The sequence below is a fragment of the Kribbella steppae genome (genome assembly GCF_004342025.1).
Lineage (GTDB): Bacteria > Actinomycetota > Actinomycetes > Propionibacteriales > Kribbellaceae > Kribbella > Kribbella steppae.
Genome location: NZ_SLWN01000009.1, coordinates 383,901 through 390,731, shown reverse-complemented (window position 1 = coordinate 390,731; position 6,831 = coordinate 383,901). Strand labels below are relative to the sequence as shown.

At 68.4% G+C, this 6,831-nt stretch carries 8 protein-coding genes; 5 read left to right on the top strand and 3 right to left on the bottom strand.

Features of this window, described 5'->3' with window-relative positions; all coding sequences use genetic code 11:
- Positions 1 to 128: 128 nt before the first annotated feature.
- From EV652_RS27475 to EV652_RS27465, 3 genes are all read right to left on the bottom strand, one after another.
- A complete protein-coding gene (locus EV652_RS27475; RefSeq protein ID WP_132212112.1) occupies positions 129 to 434 on the bottom strand; it encodes a type II toxin-antitoxin system PemK/MazF family toxin in 306 nt (101 codons plus the stop codon).
- Positions 435 to 450: 16 nt separating this feature from the next.
- Complete coding sequence (locus EV652_RS27470) at positions 451 to 687, bottom strand: ribbon-helix-helix domain-containing protein (protein WP_132212111.1); 237 nt, start codon at positions 685 to 687, stop codon at positions 451 to 453.
- 65 nt (positions 688 to 752) lie between these two features.
- Positions 753 to 1,421, bottom strand: coding sequence for an LON peptidase substrate-binding domain-containing protein (locus EV652_RS27465; protein WP_132212110.1), 669 nt, complete (start codon positions 1,419 to 1,421; stop codon positions 753 to 755).
- Between the two features lie 101 nt (positions 1,422 to 1,522).
- Between EV652_RS27465 and hisD the strand changes: the two genes are divergently transcribed.
- The 5 genes from hisD (at position 1,523) to gad (ending at position 6,826) form a co-directional block, all read left to right on the top strand.
- Complete coding sequence (hisD, locus tag EV652_RS27460) at positions 1,523 to 2,848, top strand: histidinol dehydrogenase (RefSeq protein ID WP_132212109.1); 1,326 nt, start codon at positions 1,523 to 1,525, stop codon at positions 2,846 to 2,848.
- On the top strand, positions 2,848 to 3,966 hold the full coding sequence (locus tag EV652_RS27455) for a histidinol-phosphate transaminase (RefSeq protein WP_132212108.1): 1,119 nt from the start codon (positions 2,848 to 2,850) through the stop codon (positions 3,964 to 3,966). Before hisD ends, EV652_RS27455 begins: the two co-directional genes overlap by 1 nt.
- 76 nt (positions 3,967 to 4,042) lie before the next feature.
- Positions 4,043 to 4,642, top strand: a complete 600-nt coding sequence (gene hisB, locus EV652_RS27450; protein WP_132212107.1) for an imidazoleglycerol-phosphate dehydratase HisB — start codon at positions 4,043 to 4,045, stop codon at positions 4,640 to 4,642.
- Positions 4,639 to 5,313, top strand: coding sequence for an imidazole glycerol phosphate synthase subunit HisH (gene hisH, locus EV652_RS27445; protein ID WP_132212106.1), 675 nt, complete (start codon positions 4,639 to 4,641; stop codon positions 5,311 to 5,313). The genes hisB and hisH overlap by 4 nt, the downstream gene beginning before the upstream one ends.
- A 121-nt stretch (positions 5,314 to 5,434) precedes the next feature.
- The gene (gene gad / locus EV652_RS27440; RefSeq protein WP_132212105.1) at positions 5,435 to 6,826 is read left to right on the top strand and encodes a glutamate decarboxylase; all 1,392 of its coding nucleotides are present in this window, start codon (positions 5,435 to 5,437) and stop codon (positions 6,824 to 6,826) included.
- Positions 6,827 to 6,831 lie beyond the last annotated feature (5 nt).

The window sequence follows — 6,831 nt, the reverse complement described above, 5'->3', positions numbered from 1 at the left end:
TCCTCGACAGCTCAGAAACCTAGACAGGGAACGGCGTGCGCCACTCAAGGCGCGCTCAAATCACCCACACATGCGTCAGGAGAGCCGGATAACCCCTCAGATGGTCGAGGGGCGGGGGGCGGGGGTGGTTAGAGGGTTTCGAGGTCGAAGGCGAGCGCGATGGCTTCGGCTAGGGCTGGTTCCTGGTCTGGGTGGAGGTAGCCGATCAGGCGGCCCAGTTGGAGTTTGGGGATGGTCTGGATGTTGTCGCAGCTGATCGCGCTGGGGTGGTCGAGGCCGTTCTGAGGGCCGACCAGGACTTCGGTCGAGAGGCCGCGGATGGTGCTCGTGATCGGAGCGACCGTGACGTTGGTGAGCCGCGGCCGGATCAGCTCGCGGGTGAGGACGACGACTGGGCGGGGCTTGTCCAGGCGTGCGATGTGCAGTGGACGCATGACGTCGTACGGCGGCTCAGTCGAGGTCGGTGAGCACGGTACCGGAGGCCGCCGGCGCGAGACCCTCGAAGTCCGGGTAGTCGCCGTGCTCGGTCAGGATGGCGAGGTCACGAGCGGCCAGCTCCCGGCGCCGCTCGCGTTCCATCGCCCGGGCGACCACGGTGGCCCGGCTCGACGCCTTGTCGGCCGCCACCAGTTGGTCCATGAACTCCACCAACTCATCCGGCAACCGCACAGTGATCTGCTTGCTCATACCAAAACCATACCGCTCTGGGATTCAATTTACTACCAGCCCAGTCTGCCCGTCTGACCAACCAGTCAGTTGGGGGACATGGTGGACCAGTTGATGTCGGTGGCGGGGAGGGAGGGGAGGGCGGCGATGGCGGTGAGCTCGGTGTCGAGGAGGCCGACGAGTTGGGCCAGGCGGGACGTGGTGTCGGCGGCCTCGAGGAGCTTCTGGCGGTCGGGGGTGAGCAGCGTCATCGCGGCGGACATCAGGTAGGACAGCGTGCCCGGGTCGTCGGGGAGGTCGGCGATGTGCAGACCTGGACGGCTGATCTCGGAGACCGCGGCGGCGTACCGGCGGAAGCGGTCGATCGCGATCGTCGCCGTACCCAGGGGATCGTCGCCGAGGCTCTCGACCAGCCACTCGACGTCCGCGACCAGGTAGTCGCCGCTGCCGTCCAGTTCCGCCACCTTGAACCGCCGGTTGCCAGTCAGCGTGATCTCGACCGGCCCGTCGTCGTCCGCGTCCAGCGTGATCTCGGAGATCGTCGCCGCGCAGCCGGTGCCGTAGAGCGACCGGAACACCCGCTCACCCAACTCGTATCCGTCCCGGACGGCGAGTGCACCGCAGACGAGTTCGCCACCGTTCTCGACCAGGTCGCGGACCACCGCCCGGCCCTGGACATCGGTGACCGGAATGGGGAGCACCAGCCCGGGGAAGATCACCGTGTCGACAGTGAGCAGCGGTAGGCGGGAGTCCATGTCAGTGAGCTTAGTGCCCGCCACCCCCTGATCACGCCTCGTAACTGCCAGCTTGTGGATACGGCGGATGGCTCGCGGGTCGTCACCACTAGACTGAGGCCATGATTCGCCGCGTCGACCTGCGGGGCCGAGTGGCGGCCGGAGAGGTGTCTGACCTCCAAGCCGAAGTGAACGCCCTCGTCCCCCGAGCCGTGTTCGACGTCGAGAAGGCTCTCGACGTCGTCCGACCGATCTGCCTGGACGTCCGTCATCGTGGACTCGAGGCGATCAGGGAGTACGGCGAGAAGTTCGACCATGTCCGGGTCGAGGACGTCCGCGTCCCGGCCGACGCCTTCAAGACCGCCCTCGAGGAGCTCGATCCCGAGGTCCGCAGAGCGTTCGAGGAGTCGATCCGCCGCGTCCGCGAGGTCAGCCAGGACGAGTTGACCGCCGACATCGCCTCCGAGCCCGCGCCCGGCGGCCGGGTCACGCAGCGCTTCGTCCCGGTCCAGCGCGTCGGCCTGTACGTCCCCGGTGGTCGCGCTCCACTGGCCTCCAGCGTGATCATGAACGTCGTACCGGCACAGGTCGCCGGCGTCCCGTCCCTTGCGCTCGCATCCCCGCCCCAGAAGGAGTACGGCGGCCTGCCGCACCCGACCATTCTCGCGGTGTGCGCGCTGCTCGGGATCGAAGAGGTCTACGCGATCGGCGGCGCGCAGGCGATCGCCGGTTTCGCGTACGGCTTCGAGGGATGCAAGAAGGTCAACCTGATCACCGGGCCCGGCAACATCTACGTGGTCGCCGCCAAGCGGTTGCTGCTCGGTGAGGTCGGCATCGACTCCGAGGCCGGTCCGACCGAGATCGCGATCCTCGCCGACGACACCGCCGACCCGGCGCACGTCGCCGCCGACCTGATCAGCCAGGCCGAGCACGACCCGATGGCCGCCAGCGTTCTCGTCACGCCCAGCGAAGCGCTCGCGGCGCAGGTCGAGGCCGAGCTCGAAGGCCAGGTCGCCAAGACCAGGCACCGGGACCGCGTCACCGAGGCGCTCAACGGTCAGCAGTCGGCCGTCGTACTTGTGGACGACCTGGACCAGGGCACCGCGGTCGTGGATGCGTACGCCGCCGAGCACCTGGAGATCCAGACCGCCGACGCCGAGCAGCGGGCCGCGTTGATCAACAACGCCGGCGCGATCTTCGTCGGCGGCTGGTCGCCAGTCTCCCTGGGCGACTACTGCGCGGGCTCGAACCACGTCCTCCCGACCGCCGGCTGCGCCTGCCACTCGTCCGGTCTGTCCGTCCGCAGTTTCCTCAAGGCGATGCACGTTGTGAACTACTCCCGCGACGCCCTCCAGCAGGTCGCCGGTCACGTGGTCGCACTGGCCCACGCCGAGGACCTGCCGGCTCACGGTGCTGCGGTGAGTGTGCGATTCCCAGGGGAGAAGTGATGGGCCGCTTCGACGGGCTGCCGATCCGCGAGGAGCTGAAGAGCTTCGAGCCGTACGGCGCCCCGCAACTCGACGTACCCATCCTGCTCAACGTCAACGAGAACCCGTATCCGCCGAGCGAGGAGACCGTCGCCGACATCGCGGCGTCGGTCACTGAGGCGGCCCGCGGATTGAACCGCTACCCGGATCGCGAGTTCCTCGACCTGCGGGCGGACCTGGCGGCGTACCTGGGCCGCGAGTCCGGCGCGCAGTTGACCGCCGAGCAGGTGTGGGCGGCCAACGGCTCCAACGAGGTCATGCTGCACATCCTGCAGGCCTTCGGAGGCCCGGGGCGTACGGCGCTGTCGTTCGCCCCGACCTATTCGATGTACCCGGAGTATGCGCGCGACACGAACACCGCCTGGGTGACCGGTCGCCGGGCCGAGGACTTCACCCTCGACCAGAGCAAGGCGCTGGCCGCGATCTCCCGGCACCACCCGTCCGTCGTGCTGCTCGCCTCGCCGAACAACCCGACCGGGACGGCGCTGCCGATCCAGGTGGTCGAGGCGCTCGCCGCCCGGACCGCCGCGAACGGTGCCGTCCTGGTGGTGGACGAGGCGTACGCCGAGTTCCGCCGGACCGGGACACCGAGTGCTGTCACGCTGCTGCCGTCGTACCCGAACCTGGCGGTGGCACGGACGATGTCAAAGGCGTTCGCACTGGCCGGCGGCCGGGTCGGATACCTTGCCGCGAGCAAGCAGTTGGTGGACGCGCTGCGGATCGTGCGGTTGCCGTACCACCTGTCGGCGGTGACCCAGGCGGTCGCTCGGGCCGCGTTGCGGCACTCCGAGGAGTTGCTCGGCCGAGTCGAGCAGTTGCGGGTCGAGCGCGACGAGACGGTCGACTGGCTGCGGTCGCAGGGCCTGCGCGCGGTCGACTCGGACGCGAACTTCGTCCTGTTCGGTACGTTCGCCGACCGGCACGCGGTCTGGCAGTCGCTGCTGGACGACGGCGTACTGATCCGCGAGACCGGGCCGGACGGCTGGCTGCGGGTCTCGATCGGCACCGGCGCCGAGATGGCCGCATTCCGCGCTTCACTGGAGCGTGTCCTCAAGACAGACATTGGAAGGCTGACATGAGTGAGCGAAGCGAACTCATCAAACAACACAGCGTCGAAGGCGAGTCATGCTTGCCCGCAGCGAAGCGAGGACAAGCATGACTCGCACGGCACGGATCGATCGGGAGACCAGCGAGTCGAAGGTCCTGGTCGAGCTGAACATCGACGGTGAGGGCCGCGCCGACATCTCCACCGGTGTCGGGTTCTACGACCACATGCTCAACGCGCTGGCCAAACACGCGCTGCTCGACCTGCACGTGAACACCGTCGGCGACCTGGAGATCGACGCCCACCACACCGTCGAGGACACTGCGATCGGCATCGGCCAGGCCCTCAAGGAAGCGCTCGGCGACAAGCGCGGCATCCGCCGGTTCGGCGACGCGACCGTGCCGCTGGACGAGGCGCTCGTGCACTGCACGGTCGACCTGTCCGGCCGGCCGTACTGCGTCCACACCGGCGAGCCGGACGGTCAGGTCTACGCGATCATCGGCGGCGACTACGCCGGCTCGCTGACCCAGCACGTGTTCGAGACGCTCGCGTTCAACGCCGCGATCTGCATCCACATCCGGGTGCTGTCCGGTCGCGACCCGCACCACATCGTCGAGGCGCAGTTCAAGGCGTTCGCCCGGGCGCTGCGGACCGCCGCCGAGCTGGACCCGCGGCAGCCGGGAATCCCCTCCACCAAGGGCGCCTTGTGAGCAAGAAGGTCGTCCTGCTCGACTACGGTTCCGGCAACATCCGGTCGGGGGAGCGGGCGCTGCAGCGTGTCGGCGCGGACGTCACGGTCACTTCGGACTTCGACCAGGCTCTGAACGCCGACGGCCTGCTCGTCCCCGGTGTCGGTGCCTTCGAAGCCTGCATGACCGGGCTGAAGGCGGTGCGAGGCGACGTACTCGTCGACCGTCGGCTGACCGGCGGCCGTCCGGTGCTCGGCATCTGTGTCGGCATGCAGATCCTGTTCGCCCGCGGTATCGAGCACGGTGTCGAGACCGAGGGCTGCGAGCAGTGGCCCGGCACCGTAGAGCGGCTACAGCCGGTGAACGGCGGGGTGGGTAGGGGTGGGGCCGAAGGCAGGGCGCTACCGGTTCCTCACATGGGGTGGAACACCATCGACGTCCCGGCCGGGACCACGCTGTTCGACGGCATCGAGAAGGAGCGGTTCTACTTCGTCCACTCGTACGGCGTCCGCGAGTGGGAGCTGAAGGGCGCCCGCGAGTCGGTGGCTCCGCTGGTGACCTGGACGACGTACGGCGCCGACCGCTTCGTCGCCGCGGTCGAGAACGGGCCACTCTCGGCCACCCAGTTCCACCCGGAAAAGTCCGGCGACGCCGGCGCTGCCCTGCTCTCGAACTGGGTCCGCTCGCTCTGACAGCGTCGCGGGCCGAGGGTTCGCGCCTCATGCGGAGCGGGTGAGGACGGTTCGGGGTGCCCGGGTGTGGGATGGGTTGCGGCGGCAAAATCATGTCGTCGTGATCGAGGGGTGGTCGGCGATGACCGGGATCAGTAGCACGAATGGGCAGGCGGTTCGCGATCTGGCCGCGTTACCACGGTTCACCAGGGACAGCCTGCTGGCGGTCCCGAAGGACCGAATGCCGAGTGACGAGATGCTGCCGCAGTCGGCGTACCAGATCGTCCGGGACGAGGTCATGCTGGACGGCAACGCCCGGTTCAACCTGGCCACGTTCGTGACCACCTGGATGGACGACGAGGCGGACCGGCTGTACGCCGAGACGGCCGACAAGAACATGGTCGACAAGGACGAGTACCCGCAGACGGCGGACATCGAGGCCCGCTGCGTGCGGATGCTCGCCGACCTGTGGAACGCGCCGGACACGGCCGACGCGATCGGGACGTCGACGACGGGCAGCTCCGAGGGCTGCATGCTGGGCGGCCTGGCGCTCAAACGGCGCTGGCAGCACGCCCGTCGCGCCGCGGGTAAACCCTTCGACCGGCCGAACCTCGTGATGGGCCAGAACGTGCAGGTCGTCTGGGAGAAGTTCGCCGAGTACTGGGACGTCGAGCCGAGGTACGTGCCGCTCGAGGGCGACAACCTGTACCTCACCGCCGACCGGGCTGTGCAGTACGTGGACGAGAACACCATCGGCGTGGTCGCCATCCTCGGCTCGACGATGGAAGGCAGTTACGAGCCGGTCGCCGAGATCTGCGCCGCGCTGGACGATCTGGAGGAGCGGACCGGATTGTCCGTGCCGGTGCACGTCGACGCCGCGTCCGGGGGCTTCGTGGCTCCCTTCCTGCAGCCCGACCTGGTGTGGGACTTCCGGCTGCCGCGAGTGGCCTCAATCCAGTCGTCGGGGCACAAGTACGGGCTCGTCTATCCGGGCGTCGGCTGGGTGCTGTGGCGGCACACCGAGAATCTGCCCGAGGAACTCGTCTTCAAGGTGAACTACCTCGGCGGGGACATGCCGACGTTCGCGCTGAACTTCTCCCGGCCTGGCGCACAGGTACTGCTGCAGTACTTCCAGTTCCTACGGCTCGGCCGGGACGGCTACCGGCGAATCCAGCAGACCTGCCAGGACGTCGCCGTGCACCTCACCGATGCGATCAAGGAGATGCCCGAGTTCGAGCTGGTCTCGGACGGACGCGACCTGCCGGTGTTCGCGTTCCGGATGGCCGACGGCATCACCAAGTACACGGCGTACGACGTCTCGCGGAAGCTGCGCGAGCGGGGCTGGCTGGTGCCGGCGTACACGATGCCGCCGAACCGGGAGGATCTGGTCGTACTGCGGGTGGTCGTGCGCAACGGGTTCAGTCACGACATGGCCGAACTGTTCTTGCGCGACGTGCGGGTGGCGGTCGACTGGCTCGACGGGCTGGTGGCTCCGATGCCGCAGGAGAAGTCGCCGGCCGGGTTCCATCACTGACCGAC